This window comes from Pantoea sp. OXWO6B1 (genome assembly GCF_001641135.1).
GTDB lineage: Bacteria > Pseudomonadota > Gammaproteobacteria > Enterobacterales > Enterobacteriaceae > Pantoea > Pantoea allii.
Map to the genome: position 1 here is coordinate 265,372 of NZ_LWLR01000001.1, position 22,105 is coordinate 287,476.

21 protein-coding genes are annotated in these 22,105 nt (G+C 54.4%); 6 read left to right on the top strand and 15 right to left on the bottom strand.

Translation table 11 applies throughout. The features are described from left to right. The 12 genes from trpS to pilM all read right to left on the bottom strand — a co-directional run bounded on the left by trpS (position 1) and on the right by pilM (position 9,930). On the bottom strand, positions 1-1,005 hold the full coding sequence (gene trpS, locus A6A26_RS03620) for a tryptophan--tRNA ligase (protein WP_063877501.1): 1,005 nt from the start codon (positions 1,003-1,005) through the stop codon (positions 1-3). Between the two features lie 17 nt (positions 1,006-1,022). Further along, on the bottom strand, positions 1,023-1,700 hold the full coding sequence (locus tag A6A26_RS03625) for a phosphoglycolate phosphatase (RefSeq protein ID WP_063877502.1): 678 nt from the start codon (positions 1,698-1,700) through the stop codon (positions 1,023-1,025). Beyond that, complete coding sequence (gene rpe / locus A6A26_RS03630; RefSeq protein ID WP_014594778.1) at positions 1,684-2,367, bottom strand: ribulose-phosphate 3-epimerase; 684 nt, start codon at positions 2,365-2,367, stop codon at positions 1,684-1,686. Before rpe ends, A6A26_RS03625 begins: the two co-directional genes overlap by 17 nt. Positions 2,368-2,433: 66 nt before the next feature. Then, complete coding sequence (gene dam, locus A6A26_RS03635) at positions 2,434-3,246, bottom strand: adenine-specific DNA-methyltransferase (RefSeq protein WP_063877503.1); 813 nt, start codon at positions 3,244-3,246, stop codon at positions 2,434-2,436. A gap of 96 nt (positions 3,247-3,342) precedes the next feature. Next, positions 3,343-4,449: an SPOR domain-containing protein gene (locus tag A6A26_RS03640; protein ID WP_063881047.1), complete on the bottom strand. Its 1,107-nt coding sequence runs from the start codon at positions 4,447-4,449 to the stop codon at positions 3,343-3,345. A gap of 47 nt (positions 4,450-4,496) precedes the next feature. Then, positions 4,497-5,585 carry a 3-dehydroquinate synthase gene (gene aroB, locus A6A26_RS03645; protein ID WP_063877504.1) on the bottom strand — a complete coding sequence of 363 codons (1,089 nt, stop codon included), beginning with the start codon at positions 5,583-5,585 and terminating at the stop codon, positions 4,497-4,499. Positions 5,586-5,623: 38 nt separating this feature from the next. Continuing rightward, on the bottom strand, positions 5,624-6,145 hold the full coding sequence (aroK, locus tag A6A26_RS03650; RefSeq protein ID WP_063877505.1) for a shikimate kinase AroK: 522 nt from the start codon (positions 6,143-6,145) through the stop codon (positions 5,624-5,626). A 363-nt stretch (positions 6,146-6,508) separates the two neighbouring features. Further along, a complete protein-coding gene (hofQ, locus tag A6A26_RS03655) occupies positions 6,509-7,780 on the bottom strand; it encodes a DNA uptake porin HofQ (protein WP_063877506.1) in 1,272 nt (423 codons plus the stop codon). Then, positions 7,716-8,105 carry a HofP DNA utilization family protein gene (locus A6A26_RS03660; protein WP_063877507.1) on the bottom strand — a complete coding sequence of 130 codons (390 nt, stop codon included), beginning with the start codon at positions 8,103-8,105 and terminating at the stop codon, positions 7,716-7,718. Before A6A26_RS03660 ends, hofQ begins: the two co-directional genes overlap by 65 nt. Next, the gene (locus A6A26_RS03665; RefSeq protein WP_063877508.1) at positions 8,092-8,580 is read right to left on the bottom strand and encodes a HofO family protein; all 489 of its coding nucleotides are present in this window, start codon (positions 8,578-8,580) and stop codon (positions 8,092-8,094) included. Before A6A26_RS03665 ends, A6A26_RS03660 begins: the two co-directional genes overlap by 14 nt. Further along, complete coding sequence (locus tag A6A26_RS03670; protein ID WP_063877509.1) at positions 8,573-9,115, bottom strand: PilN domain-containing protein; 543 nt, start codon at positions 9,113-9,115, stop codon at positions 8,573-8,575. The genes A6A26_RS03665 and A6A26_RS03670 overlap by 8 nt, the downstream gene beginning before the upstream one ends. Next, entirely contained in the window at positions 9,115-9,930 is an 816-nt protein-coding gene (pilM, locus tag A6A26_RS03675) for a pilus assembly protein PilM (RefSeq protein ID WP_063881048.1), read from the bottom strand. Before pilM ends, A6A26_RS03670 begins: the two co-directional genes overlap by 1 nt. A gap of 116 nt (positions 9,931-10,046) precedes the next feature. On the opposite strand from pilM, the gene mrcA reads away from it, so the two are divergent. Further along, positions 10,047-12,599 (top strand): peptidoglycan glycosyltransferase/peptidoglycan DD-transpeptidase MrcA, encoded by a 2,553-nt coding sequence (gene mrcA, locus A6A26_RS03680; protein ID WP_063877510.1) that lies wholly within the window; start codon positions 10,047-10,049, stop codon positions 12,597-12,599. Positions 12,600-12,656: 57 nt separating this feature from the next. On the opposite strand, the gene nudE is transcribed toward mrcA, so the two are convergent. Continuing rightward, the gene (gene nudE / locus A6A26_RS03685) at positions 12,657-13,223 is read right to left on the bottom strand and encodes an ADP compounds hydrolase NudE (RefSeq protein ID WP_063877511.1); all 567 of its coding nucleotides are present in this window, start codon (positions 13,221-13,223) and stop codon (positions 12,657-12,659) included. A gap of 383 nt (positions 13,224-13,606) precedes the next feature. Here nudE and A6A26_RS03690 point away from each other — a divergent pair, with 383 nt between their 5' ends. The 5 genes from A6A26_RS03690 to pckA all read left to right on the top strand — a co-directional run bounded on the left by A6A26_RS03690 (position 13,607) and on the right by pckA (position 19,674). After that, entirely contained in the window at positions 13,607-15,742 is a 2,136-nt protein-coding gene (locus A6A26_RS03690) for an intracellular growth attenuator family protein (RefSeq protein WP_063877512.1), read from the top strand. A 57-nt stretch (positions 15,743-15,799) separates the two neighbouring features. Beyond that, a complete protein-coding gene (gene yrfG / locus A6A26_RS03695; RefSeq protein ID WP_371560244.1) occupies positions 15,800-16,465 on the top strand; it encodes a GMP/IMP nucleotidase in 666 nt (221 codons plus the stop codon). Further along, positions 16,462-16,863: a ribosome-associated heat shock protein Hsp15 gene (gene hslR / locus A6A26_RS03700; protein WP_063877514.1), complete on the top strand. Its 402-nt coding sequence runs from the start codon at positions 16,462-16,464 to the stop codon at positions 16,861-16,863. The genes yrfG and hslR overlap by 4 nt, the downstream gene beginning before the upstream one ends. 44 nt (positions 16,864-16,907) lie before the next feature. Then, on the top strand, positions 16,908-17,774 hold the full coding sequence (gene hslO / locus A6A26_RS03705; RefSeq protein ID WP_063877515.1) for an Hsp33 family molecular chaperone HslO: 867 nt from the start codon (positions 16,908-16,910) through the stop codon (positions 17,772-17,774). 280 nt (positions 17,775-18,054) lie between these two features. Then, positions 18,055-19,674: a phosphoenolpyruvate carboxykinase (ATP) gene (pckA, locus tag A6A26_RS03710; protein ID WP_063877516.1), complete on the top strand. Its 1,620-nt coding sequence runs from the start codon at positions 18,055-18,057 to the stop codon at positions 19,672-19,674. Between the two features lie 38 nt (positions 19,675-19,712). Here the strand turns inward: pckA and envZ are convergent, their stop codons facing one another. After that, positions 19,713-21,077 (bottom strand): two-component system sensor histidine kinase EnvZ, encoded by a 1,365-nt coding sequence (gene envZ / locus A6A26_RS03715; protein ID WP_063877517.1) that lies wholly within the window; start codon positions 21,075-21,077, stop codon positions 19,713-19,715. Beyond that, the gene (gene ompR, locus A6A26_RS03720) at positions 21,074-21,793 is read right to left on the bottom strand and encodes an osmolarity response regulator transcription factor OmpR (RefSeq protein WP_001157751.1); all 720 of its coding nucleotides are present in this window, start codon (positions 21,791-21,793) and stop codon (positions 21,074-21,076) included. The genes envZ and ompR overlap by 4 nt, the downstream gene beginning before the upstream one ends. Positions 21,794-22,105: the final 312 nt, after the last annotated feature.

Genomic DNA, 22,105 nt, shown 5'->3' on the forward strand with positions numbered 1-22,105 from the left:
CTAAGGCTGAGAAACAAAACCCACGGCGGCATACACCTTTTTCAGGGTTTCCTGCGCCTGAGCACGGGCTTTTTGTGCGCCCTCACGCATCACCTGCTCCAGCAACGCTTCATCGTTACGGAAGCGATGATAACGTTCCTGCAGATCAGTCAGCATGCCAGATACCGCATCCGCGACCGCGCCTTTCAGGTGCCCGTACATTTTGCCTTCAAATTCCTGCTCCAGCTCCGCTACCGGCTTGCCGGTCACGCCGGACAGGATGTCCAGCAGGTTTGACACGCCCGCCTTCTCTTTAACGTCATAGCGAATGACCGGTGGCTCTTCAGAGTCAGTCATCGCACGCTTGATTTTTTTGACCACGGATTTGGGATCTTCCAGCAGGCCGATAACGTTATTGCGGTTATCGTCCGACTTAGACATCTTTTTCGTCGGTTCCAGCAGGGACATCACGCGTGCGCCAGATTTAGGAATGAACGGCTCAGGCACTTTAAAGACATCGCCATACAGGGCATTAAACCGGCTGGCAATGTCGCGACTCAGTTCAAGATGCTGTTTCTGATCTTCACCCACCGGCACCTGCGTCGTCTGATAAAGCAAAATATCTGCGGCCATCAGCACCGGATAGCTGAACAATCCTGCGTTAATGTTTTCTTCATAGCGCGAGGATTTGTCTTTGAACTGCGTCATACGGTTCAGCTCACCAAAATAGGTGTAGCAGTTCAGAATCCAGCTCAGCTGCGTGTGCTCTGGCACATGAGACTGAACGAAGACAGTGCTTTTCTTTGGATCAATACCGCAGGCCAGGTACAGCGCCAGCGTATCTAAGGTGGCTTTACGCAGTGCTGTCGGGTCCTGGCGAACGGTGATCGCGTGCAGGTCGACGATACAGTAAATGCAGTGGAAATCGTCCTGCATCTGCACCCACTGACGCAGCGCACCCATATAGTTGCCAATGGTCAGTTCGCCGGACGGCTGTGCGCCGCTGAAAACGATGGGTTTGCTCATGCTTATGTCCTGATAAATTACCGCCCGATAGCGGGCAAAAGGTCGTCAAAAGAGTCAAGGGCGAGATCGGGCTGGCTGGTGGCAATAGGTTCGCCATAGTTATAGCCAAAAGTCATACCGATATTGGGTACACCAGCCGACTGCGCAGCCAGAATATCATTGCGCGAATCGCCAACAAACAGCAGTTGGTCAGGCAACAGGCCAAATTTACCCAGCACCAGAAAAATAGCAGCAGGATGGGGTTTTTTAACCACCACGTCGTCACCGCCAATAATCAGTGAAAACGCGCCATCAATCCCCAGGGAGGCCAGCAAAGGCGCAACGAATGGCGTGGGCTTATTGGTGACAATCGCCATCGGGATGTTCAGCGCCTGAAGTTTTGCCAGCGTTTCTTTAACCTGAGGAAACAGCGTACTGCCGGCGTCCACCGTATTGGCGTAATGTTTGTCAAATAATACCCGGGCATCGCGCTGCTCATCCTGCTGAGGCTCGCGTCCCAGTGCCCAGGTCAGGGCGCGCGACATCATGATATCCGCACCGTTACCAATCCAGGTGGACACGCGCCCGACGCCAGCGGCAGGCAAACGCAGGTCCGCAAGCGTCAGATCGATAGCATCAGCCAGGCCCGGCGCGCTGTCGACCAGCGTGCCATCCAGGTCGAACGCCAGCGCGTGAATATCAGTGAAATGAGCCATTCGCTTTCTCCAGCTCGTTCCGCATGTCGTCGATCACTTTTTTATAGTCCGGATGCCCAAAGATGGCTGAACCGGCCACAAACATATCCGCACCCGCGGCGGCGATTTGGCCAATGTTATCAATCTTCACACCACCATCCACTTCCAGACGAATGCTGTAGCCGCTCTGATCGATACGTTTACGCGCTTCACGAAGTTTATCCAGGGTGCCCGGAATAAATGACTGACCACCGAAACCGGGATTCACCGACATCAGCAGAATGATATCCAGCTTATCCATCACGTAGTCGAGGTAGCTGAGCGGCGTGGCGGGGTTAAACACCAGACCGGCCTTGCAACCGTGCTCTTTAATCAGCTGCAGCGTACGGTCAACATGCTCGCTGGCTTCCGGGTGGAAGGTGATATAGGTAGCGCCGGCTTTGGCAAACTCGGGAATTAACGCGTCCACGGGCTTCACCATTAAATGCACATCGATCGGGGCCGTAATACCGTAGTCACGCAGTGCTTTCAGTACCATCGGTCCCATCGTCAGATTAGGAACATAGTGGTTGTCCATAACGTCGAAGTGAACCACGTCGCCTCCAGCCGCCAGTGCTTTCGCAGTGTCTTCACCCAGGCGGGCAAAGTCTGCCGAAAGGATTGAAGGGGCCAGCAAATATTGTTTCATCCGATTCTCCACTGTTGTGCGCCAGCATCACTGCTGGCGAAATACCCTGGCCGCGGACGAAACAGACTAGCGATAAAGTGCCAGGAGTTCGTCGACCTTGGTGCGGCCGGTTATGCTTCGGCTAATAGAACGCCGGACTTTGACCACATGTAACACGGCATCCTGATACCAGCAACGCGTCAGTTCAGTATCATGGTTAGAAATCAGCACCGGGATTTGACTCTCCGACGCCAGCTTCGCAGCCAGTTGCGCCAGATGTTGCTGCTCATTCATACTGAAACTATTCGTATGGTAAGCCGTAAAGTTAGCCGTCGCGGACAGTGGCGCGTACGGCGGATCACAATATACCACAGAGCCTTTCTGGGCATTGTTCAGGGTAACATCGTATGATTCGCAGACAAACGTCGCTTTTTGCGCACGTTCAGCAAACCAGAGCAGCTCGGCTTCCGGAAAGTAAGGTTTGCGGTAGCGACCAAAAGGCACATTGAACTCGCCGCGCAAATTGTAACGACACAGGCCGTTGTAACAATGGCGATTGAGATAGAGGAATAACAGCGCACGCTGATAAGCGTCTTTGCTGAGATTAAATTCAGTACGGAGCTGATAATAGCAGGCTTCGTTATTGCCTTCAGGCGTGAACAGCAAACGCGCATCGCGAATAAAATCCGCCGTACGCGTTTTCACGATGTTGTAGAGATTGATGAGATCGTTGTTGATGTCGGCCAGGTGATAGCGATCAAAATCGGAGTTGAGAAACACTGAGCCAGCGCCGACAAAGGGTTCGATCAGGCAATCACCTTGCGGCAAATAACGGTGGATCTCTTCGACTAAGGGAAATTTTCCCCCCGCCCATTTTAAAAAAGCGCGATTTTTTTTCATGCTGTCGTGGTATTTACATCTTATTGTGAGGCTGTGGTTGAACCGACAGCAGATCTGCGCTTAAAACGGGACCAGCAGCTGCCGGCCCCATATCATTTATTGGCTGGCTTCTTTCCTGACCTGACTAACCGGTTTCACCCATGGATTCTGTGCGCGCACTTCAGCAGGCAACGCAGCTACGGCACGTTTCGCGTCTGCCGGTGTTGCATATGCACCACTTACCAGCACATACCAGGGCTGGCCGTTACGCGTTGTTTTATACACGTGATACGCGCTCAGATTTTGTTTCTTCGCCCAGGCATTCAGGCTCTCTGCCTTCGACGCACCGCTCAGCTGCAGCGTATAATTACCGCCAGGCAGAGATTTACTCGCCGTTGCACCGTTGCCAGCGGCTTTAGCAGGCGCATTATTCACTGCGGTGTGCGCTGGCGTGGTGTGGGTTTTATGTTCACTGGCCGTCGGCTTAGCGGCGGTTTTCGCCGGCTGCTCACGCGTATGGCGTGGCGTCAATGCGGCCTGGCCTGCGTTGGTACGGCCTGCTGCGGGCGCATTGGCTGCGGCGGCGGAACCGGCTTTGCCACTGACCGTTGCGGGAGCCGTAGGCAGTGAGCTGCTGTTTTCTGCCCCCTGAGCCGCGCCATCAACCTGCTGCTGTTGATTCGTCAGGGCGGTGTTCAGATCGCCAGGTAAAGTAACACGCTGCTGATTCGCCGGGGTTTCAACAGGCGCGGCCTGCGTCGGCGTAGACGCAACTGGCGGCATGGAAATGTCGCGTGGCGCATTCGTCGCCTCCGGAGAAGATGCCGTGCCAGGTGCATTCTGGGTTGTCGCAGACGGTGATGGCGTCCCGGCGGCATTCTGTCCACCGCTCATGGCGGTTGAGCCACTCAGGTCAATATTTTTTTCGCTGCCAGAACCTGTCGAGCCAGTAGCAGGCGTGCTCTTGTTGCCATTGGCCGAAGAAGACTTACTGTCGTCAGAACCATTCAGCGCAGAGCCAATTCCCAGCACTACCAGCAGTAACACCAGAATACCAACGCCCATCATGACATGCTGACGCGATACCGGTGCTTTCGTCGCAGAAGACGATTTACGTGGGCGCGAGGGACGGCGGTCGCTGGCGTCAGGTTTTAACTCATCATCCGGTTTGAATTCATCATCCGGTTTGAACTCATCCATTCTGCCTCCTCCGTAAAGCGGCATCCCGCACTGCGCACCCGCGCGCCGCGTCACCACTTACCTGCTTAATATCAAGATTTCTGGCAATCATTAATTGCAGCCATCACCATATCATGAGCTACGCCACCGCGCACTTCAGCACGTCCAATCGACAGCGGCAGTATCAGACGCAATTCACCAGCCAGAACCTTTTTGTCACGCATCATATGCGGCAAATAGTCTTCTGCCTGCATCTCTACCGGCCCGTTCACCGGTAAACCGGCACGTTGCAGTAAAGCAATGACGCGATCGCAGTCCTGTGCGCTGAACTGGCCCAGACGTTGCGCCGTGCGCGCCGCCATCACCATCCCAGCGGCAATCGCCTCACCGTGTAACCAGTTGCCATAGCCCATATGGGCTTCAATAGCATGACCAAAAGTATGACCAAGATTAAGTAATGCGCGCTGGCCGTGCTCGCGCTCATCTGCGGCGACGACCTCAGCCTTTAACTCACAGCAACGGCGGATACACCAGGCCAGTGCGGATTCATCCAGCGCCAGAAGACGATCAAGATTCTGCTCAAGCCACTGAAAGAATTCACCGTCCAGAATAATGCCGTACTTGATGACCTCAGCCAGACCGGAAGCCAGCTCACGCGGCGGCAGTGAGCGAAGACACTCGGTGTCGATCACGACAGACGCGGGCTGATAAAACGCGCCAATCATGTTTTTGCCAAGAGGATGATTAACGGCCGTTTTGCCACCAACCGAGGAGTCAACCTGGGACAGCAGCGTTGTCGGCACCTGAATAAAACGCACGCCACGCTGATAGCTTGCCGCCGCAAAACCCGTAAGATCGCCAATAACACCACCGCCAAGCGCCACCAGCGTGGTATCACGACCATGGGGTTTTTGCAGTAGTGCAGTAAAGACCTGATCCATCACGGCAAGCGTTTTAAATTGCTCACCGTCGGGCAAAATCACCTGATCCGTTTTCACCCCCGCCGCCTTCAGCAGAGCCGATACCTTATCAAGGTAGAGCGGTGCCAGCGTCTGGTTAGTCACCAGCATGGCATTATCACCCGCTTTTAACGGCCAAAAAGAAGCCGGATCGTTAAACAGTCCGGCGGCGATAGTGATGGGGTAACTACGTTCCCCCAGTGAAACGGTGATCTTCTCCATGGTGCTCGATACCTGTCAAAGAGCCTTCAAACGTTGGATCAACTTTTTTCCAACATGTTGATAATCTGATTCGCCACCACTTTTGCACTTTGATCGTCAGTGCGGATGGTAACATCGGCGATCTCTTCATAAAGCGGGTTGCGTTCATCTGCCAGCGCTTCAAGCACTTCACGTGGCGGCGACTCTACCTGCAGTAAGGGGCGTTTTTTATCACGCTGTGTACGTGCCAGTTGTTTCTCAATAGTGGTTTCAAGATAAACCACGACGCCGCGGGCGGAGAGACGATTACGTGTTTCCCGGGATTTTACGGAGCCGCCACCGGTCGCCAGGACGATGCCCTGCTTCTCGGTCAGTTCATTGATGATTTTTTCTTCACGATCGCGGAAGCCAGCTTCGCCTTCAACGTCAAAAACCCAGCCCACATCCGCTCCGGTGCGTCGCTCAATTTCCTGATCGGAATCGAAGAACTCCATATTGAGTTGCTGAGCCAACTGACGGCCAATAGTGCTTTTGCCGGCACCCATCGGCCCAACCAGAAAGATATTGCGTTTCTCTGCCATTTTGTCGGTATTACTAAGAATTCGTTAATGATACCCCGCTTTCAGCATTTTGCTGGCGGGACAGGAACTGAGACCTCATGAGCGTTAGCAAGAGTCAGACGAAAAATTATCTCAACACTCAAGGCTGTTTGGCAACCGATTATATTGCTAACAGCACATCCATTTCTGAATTGGCCCGTCGTTCGCGAAACTGTAATGCGTCAGTACAGCGTTGTGACATCACTGCTTACAGAGGAATTCTCTCATCTGTTTGCCTGGTTTTTCCAACACAGACGCTTACAACGTGTTAAAAATCGCTAAACCTTGTAAGCTAATTCCAGCCCTGCGTCAACGCAGTTGGACTTTATGGGCACATTTTCCGTTTTATCGTGCCGTAAGCGCTGCTTCCCTGACCAATCGCGGCGTCATAAAAATAACCAGCTCACGTTTCTTATGTTCTTCGGACTGCTGTCGAAACAGGTTGCCCACAGCGGGAAGATGACCAAGCAGTGGAACCTGGCGCTGCCCGCGCGTGCGCTGCTGATGGAAAATCCCGCCCAATGCCAGGGTTTGCCCGTCGTTGACCGTCACCTGGGTTTCAATTTCCTGCTTATCGATAGACAGGACCTGTGAATCACCGGTCTGAATCGCGCGCCCCGGTACGTTCTGGCTGATACGAATTTTTAGCTGAATGCGGCCATTGCCTAAAACGGTTGGCGTCACTTCCATGCCCAGCACCGCCTCTTTAAACTCGATACTGGTCGCCCCGCTGTTGCCCGCGGAGACTTCATAAGGGATTTCTGTTCCCTGTTTGATGGTGGCGGTTTGTTGATGCGAGGTAAACAGGCGTGGGCTGGCGATAATTTCGACCTGATTCTCCTGCTCCAGGGCGCTGAGTTCTAAATCCAGGAGTTTACCCCCAATTCGCGACAGTGTGACGCCAACCGAGACGGCGGGCGAATTCAGCCCTAACGGGATATCAAGCAGAGGATGACGTAACGCACGGTCAACGACGTCGCCCGCATTGTACAGCCGCCAGTTAACGCCCAGCTCATGCAGGTGATCTTCGCTGATGGTGACGATATGTGCCGCCAGTTCCACCTGCTCCAGCGGTACATCAAGCGCGCGCACCCAGCGCTCGGTTTCTTTCAGGGCCGCCGCGCTGTCGCGCAGCAGCACGCTGTTCGTCCGGCTGTCTACCGTGGCGCTTCCTCTTGCTGTCATCAGCGACTGACGTTCGCCCTGCAGGCTGCGATGGACCTCACTGGCACTGGCATAGTGCAGGCTTATCCTGCGCTGTTGTAGGGGCTGTTGCTGCAACACCTCTGCTTGCTGCGCCTGTTCCGCCTCGCGCCGCTGCTGTTGCCAGTGCTCTGGATAAACCAGCAGAACGTTGTCCTCTTCCAGCAAGGTCAGCCGCGCCATGCGGGCGACCAGCGACAGCGCCTGCTGCCAGGGCACGTTATCCAGCCGCAGTGAGAGCGTCCCCTGAACCTCGGGGGAAATCATCAGGTTGATCTGTTGATAATCGGCCAGTGCCTGTAAAACCCGCTCAATGGGCGCATCGTCAAAGGCCAGGCTCAAGCCCTCATCATGGCTGGCGCGGGCGGACGTCAGGCAGATCAGCAGAAACGTCAGAATCGATATCCTTATCATGCGGGCTTCCTTTGAGATGAAAGGTGAAATATTGAGACGAACAGCTACCGGGCACCGACAGCTTCAGTGTGCGCGACGTAAACTGGTCTGTTTGCCAGGGAAGCAGGGGAAAGGGTTGGTCGCTGAGCACTTTCACGGCGTTACCCTGCGGGGTCAGGAGCCAGCCCTGGAACCTCGGCGCACGGCCGATAATTCCCTGTAAGCGCCATTCGCTGAGCGGTTCAACTTCTGCCACACAAGCCACGCCGGTAAGAGGACGAAACGGATCGCGCGCCTGCGCAATGCCGCAGCAGAGCAGGAGCAGCATGACGCTAAAAGGTTTCATCAGCGTCCAGCCAGAGCTGCGCCACCAGGTGCGCCGGGTGTGCGGTGAGTTGAAAACGGCCAGGGAAAGCCGTCGCGGATTGGGACAGCGCTGTAAAAAGGGGCTGAAACTGCGACCACTCCAGGTGGAGCGTCAGCGCCCGCGGCTGTTCATCGCTAAGCCACGCCTCCAGTTGTGCGCCTCGCTCTGCGATAATGGCCTCCAGCGTCAGTTGCGCTGCAGGTTGCCTAGTCGCCGCCTGCGCCAGCTCAGCCTCTAACACGTCAATGTCAGGATGCCGGGCCAGTTGCACCTGCTGCTGTTGCAGGCGTTGCTGCTGTTGTGCCAGCTGGTGCATGGCAGCGTCTAACGCTTGCCGCTGTGGCGCTAACACCGTCCACCAGGCAACAAAGAACAGGCCGGAAGCAGCCGCCAGCAGGCTGCCATAGCGAAGCGGCACGGCTAACTGTAGCCAGAACTGAAACCCGTTACTCACTGTTCTCCTCCTTCAGCCTGATCCGCAACGTGAAGTGGTAATCCCCTTCTGACTGGCGCTGCACATTGCCCTGTCTAATCTGTGAAAAAAGCGCCACGCCCGTTAAACGCTGGCGAAAATGGCGGATATCCTGCATCTGCTGCGCCTTGCCCTCCAGAAGCAAATCCGTATTGCGCTTCTCCAATCGGGTTAACCACAGCCCGTCGGGCAGCAAGCCGGGCAAGTCCAGCCAAAGCTGTTGCCAGACGCTAAACTGCCTGGCCTGCTGACGCAGCCAGCTGCGGCGTTGCTGTACCTCGGCCAGCTGTTGCAGCAGCAGTTTTTGCTGTTCCACGCGCTGCACAAGCGTCTCAAGGGCACGCGTAAGCCGGATATGCTGAAGTTCAACCTGAGTGAGCGCCTGATGCCCTTGCCAGAACCGCAGTGCGACCGCTGACACTAAAATCAGTAACGTTATGGCCAGCGCAACAAGGCCCTGGCGTCGTTGGCGTTGCCAGCGCCAGCGACGCCAGGGTAAAAGGTTAACCGCGACCATTAGCGATCCTCTTGTCGCAACGCCAGGCCGGTCGCCAGTACAAATGCAGCGGGGTTGTCAGGCAAAGGCGGCGAGGGACAGCGCAACAGTTGCAAAGGTGAAAAAGGTGAAAAAGGAACCGTACCGGCGGGGGATGAAACGCTATCAGCATCACAATAAAAAACGCGGCTTGCCTGAGGAAAAGCCTGCTTATGCAGCGCCGCCAGCCCGCCCTCATCGGCAAAAGATGCGGCGTTGATGCCGTCACTCCACAGGTAGCGTGCATCCTGTCGTAAAACCACTACACTTCCCGCAGTTAATTGCGCCTGTTCAGTAACGATATTGAGCGCCTGGGTGGCAAGTTCAAATACGCTGGGTTTCAGTCCTGCCTGTGCCAGCGGAGCGTGCCACTGTTTAACCACATCCAGCCGGGCGGCCGTGACACACAGTTGCCCATGCGCGGGGTCGAGACGGTAATCCAGCGCCAGTTCGCGCGGATCAACGGGAAAAAGACGTTGGGCAGCCGCCCGGACAAAACGGCTTAATGCCGGTTCTTTTAACGGCGGTTCGGGAAGCGAAAGCGGCTGCTGCAGTACCAACTGGGCAGGAAGCCCTACACGCAGTGAGTAGCGCTGGGGTAAGCACTTTCGCCAGCGGTCTAACACTGACAGCAATTCAGGGGAAGATTGCAGCACGCCGTTTCTTAACGTATCTTGCGCCAGCCGCTGCTGCCACCAGTGGCATAATTGCCAACCCTGGCGGCGACGCAGGATGGCAAGGGCACAGCACTGCCTGTTCTGGATATCCAGCCCAATTTGCCAGGTGTGAAAAGCCATGCGCGCGATCTCCTTATCGTCCGGAAAAATGGACATATCAAAGCGTCTGGCTTGCCTTTATACTACTGCGCGGTTGCTTATAAACTGCCCAAACGACAACAGATGGGAAATCTCAGGTGAAGTTCGTAAAGTATTTATTAATCCTTGCAGTGTGTTGCATCTTGCTGGGAGCTGGCTCGATTTATGGTTTGTACAAATATATTGAGCCGCAGTTACCCGACGTTAACACGCTGAAAGATGTGCGTTTGCAAACCCCAATGCAGGTTTACAGCGCTGAGGGCGACCTTATCGCCCAGTACGGTGAAATGCGCCGTATACCGCTTAGCCTGCAACAGGTTCCGCCTGAGATGGTTAAAGCATTTATTGCAACGGAAGACAGCCGCTTCTATGAGCATCACGGTGTAGATCCCATCGGGATTTTCCGTGCTGCCAGTGTTGCGCTGGTGTCAGGCCATGCTTCGCAGGGGGCCAGTACGATAACCCAGCAGCTGGCACGTAACTTCTTCCTTAGCCCAGAACGCTCCCTGATGCGAAAAATCAAGGAAGCCTTTCTGGCGATTCGCATAGAGCAGTTGCTGAATAAAGACGAGATTCTTGAGCTTTACCTGAACAAAATCTACCTCGGCTACCGGGCTTACGGTGTGGGTGCCGCCTCACAGGTTTATTTTGGTAAGCCCGTTAATGAGCTGTCATTGAGCGAAATGGCGACCATCGCCGGTCTGCCTAAAGCCCCGTCGACCTTTAACCCGCTTTATTCACACAGCCGCGCCGTCGCACGTCGCAATGTCGTTCTGGCCCGTATGCTGGATCAGCATTACATTACCCAGCAACAGTACGATGAGGCGCGTAACACACCGTTAGTCGCCACCTATCATGGCCCTAAAATCGTCTTCTCTGCGCCTTATCTCAGTGAGATGGCACGCCAGGAGATGGTAAAACGCTATGGTAATAATGCTTACACCGATGGCTACAAGGTTTACACCACCGTCACACGACGTCTGCAGCAGTCTGCGCAGGAGGCCGTGCAGAACAACGTAATGGCTTATGATATGCGTCATGGCTACCGTGGCCCGACCAGCGTGCTGTGGAAAGTCGGTGAACCTGCATGGGGACAGGCGCAGATTGTTAAAGCGTTAAAAAATCTTCCTCTGTACGGTCCCCTTCATCCGGCCGTTGTTACCCATGCGCAGAGCGATGAAGCCACCGTCATGATGAAAGATGGTAGCAACGTGTCACTGACCATGGCTGGCGTTCGCTGGGCGCGTGCCTTTAAGTCTGACACGGTGCAAGGGCCAACCCCTAAAAGCCTGACTCAGGTTCTGCAGCCAGGCCAGCAGATTTGGGTACGCCAGGTTGGCGATACATGGTGGCTGGGCCAGGTCCCGGACGTGAACTCAGCACTGGTTTCATTAGATCCGACCAACGGTGCCGTGCGCGCACTGGTGGGCGGTTTTGACTTTAACCAAAGCATGTTCAACCGCGCCACTCAGGCACTGCGCCAGGTGGGCTCGAACATTAAGCCGTTCCTGTACACGGCCGCGATGGATCGGGGGTTAACGCTGGCATCCATTCTTAACGATGTGCCTATTTCCCGCTGGGATGCAGGTGCCGGTGCGGACTGGCGTCCGAAAAACTCACCGCCTACTTACGATGGCCCGATTCGTCTGCGCCAGGGGCTGGGTCAGTCGAAAAACGTTGTGATGGTTCGCGCGATGCGTGCGATGGGCGTGGATTACGCGGCCGAGTACTTACAGCGCTTTGGCTTCCCGGCGCAGAACATTGTGCATACTGAATCACTGGCCCTTGGGGCAGCCTCGTTTACCCCTTTGCAGGTGGTGCGCGGTTATTCCGTCATGGCGAATGGCGGCTTCCTGATTGATCCTTACTTCATTAGCAAGATTGAAAATGAACAGGGACAAACCGTTTTTGAAGAAAAACCGAGAATTGCCTGCCCTCAGTGCAACTTACCAGTGATTTACGGTGAAACCAAAAAAGCGCTGGCGCTGAACGCCGAGAGCGTTGAGAACGTTGCGCCTTCGGCTCAGCAGCAAAACCAGACGGTGCCGCAGCCTGAGCTGGAGCAGGTACCTGCACAGCCGCAGCCGGGTGGTGAACAGCAGTATGCGCCGCACGTGATTAATACGCCGCTGTCATTCCTGATCAAAAGTGCGCTGAACAGTAATATTTTTGGCGAACCGGGCTGGATGGGCACGGGCTGGCGTGCCGGGCGCGACCTGAAGCGTAACGATATTGGCGGAAAAACGGGCACAACCAACAGTTCCAAAGATGCCTGGTTCTCGGGCTACGGCCCCGGCGTCGTCACCTCGGTGTGGATCGGCTTTGACGATGCGCGTCGCGATCTGGGTCGCAGTACCCTTTCTGGCGCGATTCCCGATCAAATATCGGGTTATGAAGGCGGCGCGAAGAGTGCACAGCCTGCCTGGGATGACTTTATGAAGGTCGCTCTGGATGGCGTGCCGGTTCAGCCGCTCACGCCACCGGATGGCATCGTGACCGTCACCATCGATCGGAGTACGGGCAAACTGGCAAACGGCAGTGGTAATACGCGCCAGGAGTACTTTATCAACGGGACGCAGCCAACCGAGTATTCGGTGCATGATGCAGGCACCACCATTATGGACAATGGCGAGAGCCACGAACTGTTCTGATAATCCTCAGGGGCGGCGCGAGTCGCCCCTGGTTATCCGGCCTGTCTTGCGCGGATGTTAATAGCTGATACGTCCCTGCTTCACCAGCCACTCACGTACCATAAACAATGCACTGACGTTGCGCGCTTCGCGAAAATCAGGCTCCTGCAATAATGCCAGCATGTTGCTTAACGGCCAGTGATGCACCACCAGCGGTTCAGGCTCATCGCCTTCCAGCTTCTCCTGATAAAGCCCTTCTGCCACGACAATATTCATCTTGCTGGAAAAGTACGACGGCGCCATGGTCAGTTTGCCCAGGGTAGTCAGCTGGCCCGCACCGAATCCCGCCTCCTCTTTGAGTTCACGGTCCGCAGCCTGGTTTACGGTTTCACCCGGATCGATCAAGCCTTTAGGGAAGCCCAGTTCGTAGGTCTCCAGACCCACCGCGTACTCTTCAATCAGCACCAGGTGATCATCGATAATCGGCACGATCATCACTGCTTCACGTTCCGAGGGCTTCATGCGCTCGTAAATACGCCGTGCGCCATTACTGAAGGCCAGGTCTACCGCTTCAACAGTAAACAATCGTGACCTTGCCACGGTTTCTACATTGAGGATGTCAGGTTTTTTTAACGACTTTTTCATATCAGCCTCAAACTTGCTGCGCCAGCACTCAGGAGCGAATTAGCATACCTAACGATCCGCCTTTGTGCGACTCTCCAACCGCACGCAGCGCGTATGCCGCTTTTTTCTACGATAACACTGGTTTCCTGAGTACAAAAAATTTGTGTTAGTCAATATCTCGCTTCAAAATTCAGATAATGCCGATACAATAACGGGTGCACTGTCGTTACTATTCTGGCAGTGTGTGATGTCATAACGCCTAATTAAATGATTTACAGAACTATTTCGTTTATTGTTAAACGTGTCAGAGTTGTTTAACCTCCCATAAATCGTCTTGCATCGTGGGCGAATCTGGGGATGTAAGTTTAAAGTGAAGGCAGTATTTTGGCTGAATTGAGCAAAGCATGAGCACAATAATTATTATATTGGCCGTAGTGCTAACCTGTTCAATTCTGGCAGGTATTGGATTTTGGTACGCTATGCGGCGCAGGCCCCCGTTGGCGAAACCGCTGCCATTCATTAGCCCGCCCTGCCGTAAGCTGTCTGAACGGGAGCGCAAGGCGGTTGAACAGTACCTTGCTGCCCTTGAAAAACAGCCCCGTATCCTCAGTCCCGGTGAATCCCGCCGTCAACATGACAAGCTGGTGCTGACCGCGCAAAGCAACAATGTCTATCCTGTCACGCGGGCGATTACCCGTTATGGCCTCTCCACCGACGATCCCCATAAGTGGCGCTACTATCTGGATGAAGTCGAAGTCCATTTGCCGCCGCTGTGGGAACAGTACATCACGGATGAAAACTACGTTGAGCTCATCCGCACCCAGTCCGTTCCATTAATCATCTCTTTGAATGGACACTCGCTGGTGGATTACGCCGTTGATCAGCAGTCGCTACCCAGCCTGATACGTCCGGCTTCCACCAACGCATCGATCCGCAAAGCGGAAAGTGAAAACGTGGAATTAGTGCGGGTGCGCAAAGAAACCCTGGAAGAGTACCGGCTGTCTCGCCCTGACGGCACGCGGGAAGCGGTCATTATTTCTTTTGCCTTGATGTTGTTTTTTATCGGCTTGCTGTTGCCAGCCAGTCTAATGATCTGGCTGTCGGTGATTGCCGGCATCATGATCGTCGCCAGTCTGTGGCTGATGTATCGTGTGCCTGGTGAGAATGGCCTGCGTGAAATTCACTGTCTGCGCGGCGCGCCCAAGCGCTGGGGCTTATTTGGTGAGTCAAATCAGGAACAGAGCAACATTACGCTGGGGATTATCGATCTGGCTTATCCTGCCCACTGGCAGCCCTACGTTGCTCACGATCTGGGTCAGGTGACGGACGTCGATATTTATCTGAATCGCCAGGTGGTGCGCCAGGGGCGCTTTCTTTCACTGCAGGATGAGGTCAGAAATTTTCCGCTGCAACGCTGGCGTAAAAATGTCGTGCTGGCCTGCGGCTCGCTGATTGTTCTGGCTTTATTAATCACCTGGATTCCGCTCAGCATGCCCATCAAGCTGAGTCTGGCCTGGGCTAAAGGCACCGACAGCCTGGATGTCAGCAGCGTTAACCAACTGAGTAGCGTGGATCTTAAAGTCGGCGACAGCCTGAAGGTCACAGGGACCGGCATGTGTGCGGTGCCGGACAACTACCAAAGCAATCGCACCTATACCTATATGCCGTTCGATTGCTCACAAATTTACTGGAATAACGCAACGCCCCTGCCGCTGCCCCACTCAGATATTATTGAGAAAGCCTCGGCATTGCTGGATACCACGACGAAACAGCTGCATCCCGAAACCAACACCGATCCCAAACTGAATCCTCAGTTAGCCTCGGCAATTCAGAAATCGGGCATGATTCTGCTGGATGACTTTTCAGACCTGGTGCTGAAAACGCAGGCGCTCTGCAGCCAGGCACAGGACTGTATGCGTCTTAAAAATGCCCTGGTGAACCTGGGTAATGCCAAAGACTGGGACACCTTAGTCAGCCGCGCCGATTCCGGTCAGCTTAACGGGATGAATGTCCTGCTGCGTCCGGTCAGTGCTGAAGCGCTGGAAAACCTGGTGCACACCGCGACCTCCACCTTCTTCTTCCGTGAAACGCGTCGCGCCGCTGAGAACCTTAACAGCCCACCGCCGGGCGGATTCGTTATCGCCAGCGATGAAGGGCACCAGCTCGTCAATCAGCCCCAGCCTGCTGTTCCGCTGTTTGATCTTGAGGCGTCGTCACAGTGGCAAGAGCTGCAACGTCTGTCCTCACTGTTGCTGCATACGCCGTTCAGCGCCACCGGCATCATTACCAATATCTATACCGATGCAAACGGCACACGCCACATCGCCCTGCACAATGAGCCTGATGCCATGGCAAAATGGCGCTATCTGGGTGCCGCGCTGTTGCTGATGGTGCTGCTGGCCTGCGGCATCGTGAACGGCCTGCTGGCATTGCGGCGCATTCATCTGAATCGTCAGCGTATGCATGCTATCCAGCAATATTACGATAAATGCTTTAATCCTACGCTAAGCACTATACAGGGCGTGCGCTCCATATTTTGAGCCCCTTGCAACTGTGCTACCCTGTTGCGCTAACTGGCAACGGGTAAATTCACCATGATGTTCAACCGGTCTGACTTTGACACCGTGCTGCTCGATATGGACGGCACGTTGCTCGATCTGGCGTTTGACCGCTTTTTCTGGCTGGAGCTTGTCCCTGATACCCTGCGTACCCAACGCGGTATTTCTGCTGCTCAGGCGCGTCAGATTATTGAAGAAAAATATCAGGCCGTGGCGCATACGCTAAACTGGTATTGTCTGGATTACTGGTCGCAGGCGCTGCAGTTAGACATTCATGCTATGACCTGGGAACAGCGCCATCGCGTCAGCTTGCGTGTTGATACACTGCCTTTTTTACAGGCTTTACGTCAGGCGGGTAAACGCACCATCCTGCTCACCAATGCGCATCCCTGGAATCTGGACGTTAAACTGAAACAAACAGGTTTAGCATCACACCTTGATTTATTACTTTCCACCCATACCTTTGGCTATCCGAAAGAAGATCAACGTTTGTGGCAGGCGGTTGAGCAGCACACTGGCTTTGATGCATCACGGACAGTGTTCATCGATGACAACGAAACCATTCTTGATGCCGCCAAATCATGGGGAATCGGCTGGTGCCTGGGCGTCAGTAATCCTGACTCCGGTCGTCCTGAACAACACTTTCAGCGTCACGGTGCAATAAGCGACTACCGCACACTGATTCAGGCCTGGGAGCAGCAATGAAAGAAAAACCAAGCGAAGGCGTTCGTCTTGATAAATGGCTTTGGGCGGCGCGTTTCTACAAAACCCGTTCTATCGCACGCGAGATGATTGAAGGTGGCAAGGTTCATTACAACGGCCAGCGCAGTAAACCCAGCAAGCTTGTCGAGCGGGATGCTGAGTTAACCCTACGTCAGGGTAATGATGAGCGCACCGTAGTGATCGCCGACATCAGCGAGCAGCGCCGTTCTGCCAGTGAAGCACAGCTGCTTTACCGCGAGACGGAAGCCAGTATTGAAAAACGTGAAAAAGTAGCCCTGGCGCGCAAGATGAATGCGCTGACCATGCCCCATCCCGATCGCCGGCCCGACAAGAAAGAACGCCGCGATTTGATGAAATTTAAGTTATCGGGTGATGAATAAACAGGTTACTGAACCTATCACCGCCCGCCAAAAGAGAGAAAATTATGTCTGAGCAAGATCAACTGCGTCGTTATCTGTTTGAAAATGCGTCCGTTCGCGGCGAACTGGTCAATGTTTCAAACACCTGGCAAGCCATCCTGAAAAATCACGACTATCCGCCTGCGGTACAAACCCTGCTGGGCGAATTGCTGGTGGCGACCAGCCTGCTTACCGCAACGCTAAAATTTGACGGTGAAATTACCGTTCAGCTTCAGGGCGATGGTCCCCTGACGTTAGCCGTGATTAATGGCAACAATCAGCAGGAGTTACGCGGCATCGCACGGATGAAAGGTGACATTCCTGACGACAGCACGCTGAAGAGCATGGTGGGCAATGGCTATTTGGTCATTACCATCACGCCTGAAAAAGGCGAGCGCTATCAGGGCGTGGTCGGTCTGGAAGGCGACACGCTAAGTGAATGTCTGGAAGACTATTTTATGCGCTCCGAACAGTTGCCGACTCGTCTGTTTATTCGCACCAGCAACGCAGGCGCAGCCGGGATTCTGTTGCAGGTTTTACCGGCTCAGGACACCGATAAGGAAGACTTTGCGCATCTGGCTACGCTGACCGAGACGATTAAAACGGAAGAGCTGATCGATTTGCCCGCGACCGATGTGCTGTGGCGTCTTTACCATCAGGAAGAAGTGACCGTTTACGACCCGCAGCCGGTTGTCTACAAATGCACCTGTTCGCGCGAACGTTGCAGCGAGGTACTGAGAACGCTGCCGCAGGAAGAAGTCGACGAGATTATTGCTGAAGATGGCAAAATCGATATGAACTGCGACTACTGCGGATCACATTACGTGTTCGATGCGGTAGACATTGCCGGGATTCGTAGCCACTCCCTTGAGAACAGCAATCGCCTTCACTGATCGGACCAGGGCGGTCAGGCCGCCCTGCCTGCCCCATCGCTATGCCCTTAATTTACTTAGCAAATTATCTTTTTTTACTTTCTTAACATCTTAAAAACGTTCGAAACATACCCTTAACGCGCCCTGAGTCTCATTTTTAACGAACAAGCCTTTCTCGCCTGACACAGTAGCGTAAACTGCGCGCGATCGTGTTTCCGCACCTGGCCGTGCGGCATGTTACAGACGCGATCCCACACTCTCTTTGCCCTACAGAACAGACACCGATTTAAGGAGCAGTAAAATGCGCGTTAACGGCCTGACCTCGAAAGCCCTTGCCGATCTGGGCATCACCGATACCACTGACGTGGTTCATAACCCTGATTACGATACGTTGTTTCAGGAAGAGATGCGCCCGGAGCTCGAAGGTTTTGAGCGCGGCACCCTGACGCAAAGCGGCGCTATCGCAGTCGATACCGGGATTTTTACCGGGCGCTCGCCTAAGGATAAATATATTGTTCGTGATGACACCACGCGCGATACGCTGTGGTGGAACGATCAAGGCACCGGCAAGAACGATAACCAACCGCTGTCCCAGGAAACCTGGCAGGCGCTGAAAAAATGCGTCACCCAGCAGCTCTCCGGGAAACGCCTGTTTGTTATTGATGCCTTCTGCGGTGCCAACCCGGATTCACGCCTGAGCGTACGCTTTGTGACTGAAGTTGCCTGGCAGGCGCATTTCGTTAAAAACATGTTCATTCAGCCGAGCGCAGCCGAACTGGATAACTTCACGCCTGATTTTGTGGTGATGAATGGCGCGAAATGCACCAATCCTGACTGGCAGGCCCAGGGGCTGCATTCTGAGAACTTCGTCGCCTTTAATCTGACCGAACGTATGCAGTTGATTGGTGGCACGTGGTACGGCGGAGAAATGAAAAAAGGGCTGTTCGCGGTGATGAACTACCTGTTGCCGTTGAAGGGCATTGCCTCCATGCACTGCTCCGCTAACGTGGGTAAAGCAGGCGACGTCGCGGTGTTTTTTGGGCTTTCCGGTACGGGTAAAACCACGCTGTCTACCGATCCGGATCGCCAGTTAATCGGCGATGATGAACACGGCTGGGATGACGATGGCGTGTTTAACTTCGAAGGCGGTTGCTACGCCAAGACGATTAACCTCTCCGAACAGGCTGAGCCAGAAATCTATCGTGCTATTCGTCGTAATGCCCTGCTGGAAAACGTGGTGGTGCGTGAAGACGGGAGCATCGATTTTGCGGATGGTAGCAAAACCGAAAATACCCGCGTGTCTTATCCGATTAACCATATCGACAATATCGTGCAGCCGGTTTCCAAAGCAGGCCATGCGAAGAAAGTCATTTTCCTGACTGCCGATGCCTTTGGCGTGCTACCGCCGGTCTCCAGGCTGACGCCAGAGCAGACCCAGTATCATTTCCTGTCCGGATTTACCGCGAAGCTGGCCGGCACGGAACGAGGTGTGACCGCACCAACCCCGACCTTCTCAGCCTGTTTTGGCGCAGCCTTCCTGACGCTGCATCCCACACAGTATGCAGAAGTGTTGGTGAAACGCATGGAAGCGGCGGGCGCGCAGGCTTATCTGGTTAATACGGGCTGGAACGGCAGTGGCAAGCGTATCTCATTGAAGAATACCCGCGCTATCATCAACGCCATTCTCGCAGGTGAGCTGGACGATGCGCCAACGGAGACCCTGCCGGTGTTCAACCTGCAGGTGCCAAAAACCCTGGGCGATTTGGATGCCGAAACGCTCGACCCGCGTCGTACATGGGAAAGCGAAGAGAAGTGGCACGCTGCCGCAGATGATTTAGCACAGCGTTTTATCACCAACTTTGAAAAGTATACCGATAATGCGGCCGGTGCCGCGTTGGTAAAAGCAGGTCCACAGCGCTAATAACAACGGCGCGGCTTAACCGGCCGCGCCGTTGTTGCTCAACTCAGCGTCAGGTTGCCGCTATGTGGAACCACCTCGGGATTTTCCGCTAAGGGTAACCAGGCACGGATGCGTAATCCGCCTCGTTCACTGTCACCTATCTCCAGCGACCCTTGATGCGCATCGATGATGCGTTGCACTATCGCCAGCCCCAGGCCCGTGCCGCTGGTGCTTCGTGCGCTGTCACCGCGCACAAAAGGCTGAAACAGATGGGCCAGCTGGTCAGGCTTAATGCCGGGACCGTCATCTTCAACCTGGAACCAGGCCCGGTGCAGTTCCCGTCCACTGCTGACCTTAATCCAGCCGTTGCCGTAGCGCGCGGCGTTCACCACCAGGTTAGCCAGGGCGCGCTTGATGGAGAGCGGATTGATCTCCAGCATAAGCTCTTCCGCCATGACCGCATTTTCAATTTCCCGTTCGTAACCGCTTTCTGCTGCCACCACCTCACCCAGCACGCTATTAAGATCGGCCAGCTCAGTCTGCATCTCCTGCCCGGTGCGCAGGTAATCAATGAATTGCTCAATGATGGCGTTGCACTCTTCGATGTCTTTGTTAATCGACTCGGCCAGGTAGCCATCCTGCTCATTCATCATTTCGGTCGCAAGGCGAATACGGGTTAACGGCGTACGTAAATCATGACTGACGCCCGCCATCAGCAGCGTTCTGTCATCGGCAAGCTGCTTGACGCCCGCCGCCATTTGGTTAAAGGCTCGCGTGACCGATCGCACTTCCGACGCGCCGTATTCACGTAACGGTGGCGGAATGATGCCTTTACCCACCTGAAGTGCGGCATGCTCTAAATCGACCAGCGGGCGGTTTTGAATTCGGATAAAAAGCCAGGCACCGCCTATCGCCAGCAACATAATCGCCAGGGTATAGCGGAACAGCGGGGAGAAGTCACCCTGATGGATTTCGGTTAACGGCACCCGTACCCAGATATCGGGCGATAGCCAGGTCTTTAACCAGACAACGGGGGAGTTTTTGTTTACCTCGACGCGAACGTCCGTGGGGCCGCCAAGCTGCTGGCCCATCTGATCGCTAAGAAACTTATAGTGCTGCGCCCAGCGCAGTCCGCTCTCCTCTGCTGCCGCATTGGTATAGAGCGAAATACCCAGTTCACGATAAATTTCGCGGCGAAAAGCGGGCGGCACTTCAAGCTGCGTGCCATCTTCCAGCTGTAAACGGTCTGTCATCAGCATACGCACTTCGTACGCGAGGACTTTATTAAACTGTTGCAGGCTGGGAAGAATGGCAAAGTTCAGCACCACCAGGTAGGTCGTTACCAGGCTGACAAACAGCAAGGTAACGATCAACAACAGGGTGCGGGCAAACGAACTTCGTGGCGAGAAGCGCAGCCGCCTCATGCTTTACTGCCGTCCGGAACAAACACATAACCCAGGCCCCAAACGGTCTGGATATAGCGTGGGTGAGCAGGATCTTCTTCCACCATACGGCGCAGACGAGAAATCTGAACGTCGATAGAACGTTCCATGGCGCTGTATTCACGACCACGGGCCAGGTTCATCAGTTTGTCGCGCGACAGCGGCTCACGTGGGTGGCTGACCAGCGCCTTGAGCACGGCGAATTCACCGCTGGTCAATGGCATAGGTTCATCTTCACGGAACATCTCACGCGTGCCCAGGTTGAGTTTGAACTTACCAAAGGCAATGACCGCTTCTTCCTGAGAAGGCGCGCCTGGCAGTTCGTTGGCCTGACGGCGCAACACGGCACGAATACGCGCCAGCAGCTCACGCGGGTTAAACGGTTTTGGAATATAGTCGTCAGCACCGATCTCCAGTCCGACAATACGGTCCACTTCTTCACCCTTGGCTGTCACCATGATGATAGGCATCGGGTTGCTCTGACTACGCAGACGGCGGCAGATGGAAAGGCCATCTTCGCCCGGCAGCATCAGGTCAAGCACCATTAAATGGAAGGATTCGCGGGTTAACAGACGATCCATTTGTTCGGCGTTGGCGACACTGCGCACCTGAAAGCCCTGCTCGGTAAGATAGCGCTCCAGTAGTGCACGCAAACGCATATCGTCATCGACGACCAGAATCTTGTAGTTTTCTTGCATTTTTAACTCCCAAAGGCGCGATTGCCTGAGCCGATATTGTTAAAAAAAGATGCGGCACAGTGACAGTGTTTAATGGTTTATATTCTAGTCAAAATTGTTACAAAGCATATTAAACAGCAGCTTATATTTAAATTTCGGTCTGACTGCCTGAGAAGCTGTGTCATCACCACCTGCGTTGAACAGAATACGGCAAATCTGAAATATTAGGTAAAATTCCGCTATTGCCTGGTTTAAACAGGATGCACTGGCTGACAGAGCTTGTAAATTCAACTGCTTGCCAGAAAATTTGCCTTAAATTAAATCAGTGACGGA

Bases quoted from the DNA above. Each gene is read 5' to 3' on its own strand.
- A6A26_RS03660 (WP_063877507.1), bottom strand. From the start codon at position 8,105: ATGAAACCTTTTAGCGTCATGCTGCTCCTGCTCTGCTGCGGCATTGCG.
- A6A26_RS03640 (WP_063881047.1), bottom strand. From the start codon at position 4,449: ATGCCGCTTTACGGAGGAGGCAGAATGGATGAGTTCAAACCGGATGAT.
- pckA (WP_063877516.1), top strand. From the start codon at position 18,055: ATGCGCGTTAACGGCCTGACCTCGAAAGCCCTTGCCGATCTGGGCATC.
- dam (WP_063877503.1), bottom strand. From the start codon at position 3,246: ATGAAAAAAAATCGCGCTTTTTTAAAATGGGCGGGGGGAAAATTTCCC.
- hslO (WP_063877515.1), top strand. From the start codon at position 16,908: ATGTCTGAGCAAGATCAACTGCGTCGTTATCTGTTTGAAAATGCGTCC.
- A6A26_RS03690 (WP_063877512.1), top strand. From the start codon at position 13,607: ATGAGCACAATAATTATTATATTGGCCGTAGTGCTAACCTGTTCAATT.
- hslR (WP_063877514.1), top strand. From the start codon at position 16,462: ATGAAAGAAAAACCAAGCGAAGGCGTTCGTCTTGATAAATGGCTTTGG.
- envZ (WP_063877517.1), bottom strand. From the start codon at position 21,077: ATGAGGCGGCTGCGCTTCTCGCCACGAAGTTCGTTTGCCCGCACCCTG.
- A6A26_RS03625 (WP_063877502.1), bottom strand. From the start codon at position 1,700: ATGGCTCATTTCACTGATATTCACGCGCTGGCGTTCGACCTGGATGGC.
- trpS (WP_063877501.1), bottom strand. From the start codon at position 1,005: ATGAGCAAACCCATCGTTTTCAGCGGCGCACAGCCGTCCGGCGAACTG.
- aroK (WP_063877505.1), bottom strand. From the start codon at position 6,145: ATGGCAGAGAAACGCAATATCTTTCTGGTTGGGCCGATGGGTGCCGGC.
- A6A26_RS03670 (WP_063877509.1), bottom strand. From the start codon at position 9,115: ATGGTCGCGGTTAACCTTTTACCCTGGCGTCGCTGGCGCTGGCAACGC.
- ompR (WP_001157751.1), bottom strand. From the start codon at position 21,793: ATGCAAGAAAACTACAAGATTCTGGTCGTCGATGACGATATGCGTTTG.
- aroB (WP_063877504.1), bottom strand. From the start codon at position 5,585: ATGGAGAAGATCACCGTTTCACTGGGGGAACGTAGTTACCCCATCACT.
- nudE (WP_063877511.1), bottom strand. From the start codon at position 13,223: ATGAAAAAGTCGTTAAAAAAACCTGACATCCTCAATGTAGAAACCGTG.
- yrfG (WP_371560244.1), top strand. From the start codon at position 15,800: ATGTTCAACCGGTCTGACTTTGACACCGTGCTGCTCGATATGGACGGC.
- pilM (WP_063881048.1), bottom strand. From the start codon at position 9,930: ATGGCTTTTCACACCTGGCAAATTGGGCTGGATATCCAGAACAGGCAG.
- hofQ (WP_063877506.1), bottom strand. From the start codon at position 7,780: ATGATAAGGATATCGATTCTGACGTTTCTGCTGATCTGCCTGACGTCC.
- rpe (WP_014594778.1), bottom strand. From the start codon at position 2,367: ATGAAACAATATTTGCTGGCCCCTTCAATCCTTTCGGCAGACTTTGCC.